Origin of the sequence: Collinsella aerofaciens, from assembly GCF_039752985.1 — a bacterium.
In the GTDB taxonomy this organism is placed as follows: domain Bacteria; phylum Actinomycetota; class Coriobacteriia; order Coriobacteriales; family Coriobacteriaceae; genus Collinsella; species Collinsella aerofaciens_BT.
This window is the reverse complement of record NZ_JBDMHA010000072.1, coordinates 1-1,697: the sequence shown is the minus strand read 5'-3', so window position 1 is coordinate 1,697 and position 1,697 is coordinate 1. Positions and strand designations below refer to the sequence as shown.

3 protein-coding genes are annotated in these 1,697 nt (G+C 58.2%); 2 read left to right on the top strand and 1 reads right to left on the bottom strand.

The genetic code is table 11. From position 1 onward, the window contains the following. Window positions 1–449 (top strand): GMP synthase (glutamine-hydrolyzing) (locus ABHR76_RS08680; RefSeq protein WP_488212535.1); only part of this gene is annotated, 449 nt, incomplete at its 5' end. 617 nt (window positions 450–1,066) lie between these two features. On the opposite strand, the gene ABHR76_RS08675 is transcribed toward ABHR76_RS08680, so the two are convergent. Continuing rightward, window positions 1,067–1,360, bottom strand: a complete 294-nt coding sequence (locus ABHR76_RS08675) for an XRE family transcriptional regulator (RefSeq protein WP_068539730.1) — start codon at window positions 1,358–1,360, stop codon at window positions 1,067–1,069. Here ABHR76_RS08675 and ABHR76_RS08670 point away from each other — a divergent pair. After that, window positions 1,353–1,697, top strand: a 345-nt coding sequence (locus ABHR76_RS08670; RefSeq protein WP_430392693.1) for a tyrosine-type recombinase/integrase, incomplete at its 3' end; no start/stop codon positions are given. The genes ABHR76_RS08675 and ABHR76_RS08670 overlap by 8 nt on opposite strands.

Below are 1,697 nucleotides of genomic sequence, written 5' to 3'. Positions count from 1 at the left end.
GTCTGGCGCTGGGCCTGCCGGCTCACATCGTGTTCCGTCAGCCCTTCCCGGGCCCGGGTCTGGCCATCCGCATCATCGGTGCGGTCGACAAGGAGAAGCTCGAGATTCTCAAGAACGCCGATGCTATTGTGCGCGAGGAGCTCGACGCCTACAACCAGCGTCTGTTTGAGCAGACCGGCGAGCGCAACTCCGAGCACAGCTGTTGGCAGTATTTCGCGGTCCTGCCCGACATCAAGTCCGTTGGCGTTATGGGCGACGAGCGCACCTATCAGCGCCCGATCATCCTGCGTGCCGTCGAGTCCAGTGATGCCATGACCGCCGACTGGGCCAAGCTGCCCTACGACGTGCTTGCCCGCATCTCCGGCCGCATCGTGGCCGAGGTTCCCGGTGCAAACCGCGTGTGTTACGACATCACGTCCAAGCCGCCCGCGACCATCGAGTGGGAGTAGGCCGATAGGGTTCTGACCTGCGATTTTGAGTGCCGCACTGTGCCGCTGAGTTTCGTTTCGTACGAGAGTCATGGCAAAGCCGCCAGCGACGGCGGTGAGTAAATACGGTAATCTGGCCTCCGTTCCCGCGTTGGGACGGAGGCTTTTTCTTTGCCGTTTTACTCCCTTTCACCTGCGATTTCGCGATTTACTCCCCGTATTTCAAGACGACAAGGCACGGGGCGGTATTCGGAGGAACGGGAGTAAAGATTTATCCCGAATGAGTAGACGCGCGATTTTTGTCCCCGAGAACGAAACGAGGCCGTTTCGGGGCCCGTGAAACTCAAATCGAACTCAACGGGCGTTTTTACGGTCTCCGTACGGCGTTTCCCCAGGTGGTTAATGGGGAGTAAAGAATCTCGCCGCCTCAATGAAAACGGGAGTAATCAGGGGAAATGCCGCAGTGTACTGCCGTGTGCCGCCATGTAAGCCACCGCGTCATTTACTCCCCATTTACGCTTGAAATGCCTTTGCATGCAATGGGGAGTAAAAACTCAGCTTACGCAGGAGCGAGCGGAGCTCACCGCCTAGCCTGGCGTCCTGATTCGGTTGCGTTGATTGCGAAATGCGGGGAGCCGTTACAGCAAGGCTTTCCAGTCCTCGTACTCGTCGGCGTCGATCTCGCCGTTCTCGAGCCGTGCGCGCTTCTCTGCCCACAACTCGATCGCCATCGCGGCTTTGGGCGCGTGCGGCGCCTTGGGGTTCAGGGAGAGGCCCGAACCGTCGGCTGAGGGAACTATGCCGAAGGAGTCTTCGAGCCGCACGAGCAGCGACATGAGGTCGCCTGCGGTCTCGACGCCGTAATCCTTGAGGGCGTTGACGGACACGCCGAGCGCTGCGGCGATGGACTCGAGCAGCTCGGGCTTGTCCATCAGCAAATCCTATCAGCGGCTCAAGGGCAAGGACGTGATTACCACTCCTAAGACGAAAAAGAGCAACCGTGTCATTAAGATGCCCAAATTCCTCTGTGGAGAGATGGAGGACTACTTAAAGATGTTTTACAGCACCGGGGCAAATGAACGGATTTTCCCTGTCAGCAAGCACTATCTCCACCATGAAATGGACAGAGGTGCGAAAGCGGCGGGAGTGAAGCGGATCAGAATTCACGACCTCCGACATTCACACATTTCCCTGCTGATTGATATGGGCTTCACCGCCCTGGCAATCGCTGACCGGGTGGGGCATGAGAGTATCGATATCACCTACCGC

Coding starts and splice junctions, on each gene's coding strand:
- ABHR76_RS08675 (WP_068539730.1), bottom strand. CDS start 1,360: ATGGACAAGCCCGAGCTGCTCGAGTCCATCGCCGCAGCGCTCGGCGTG.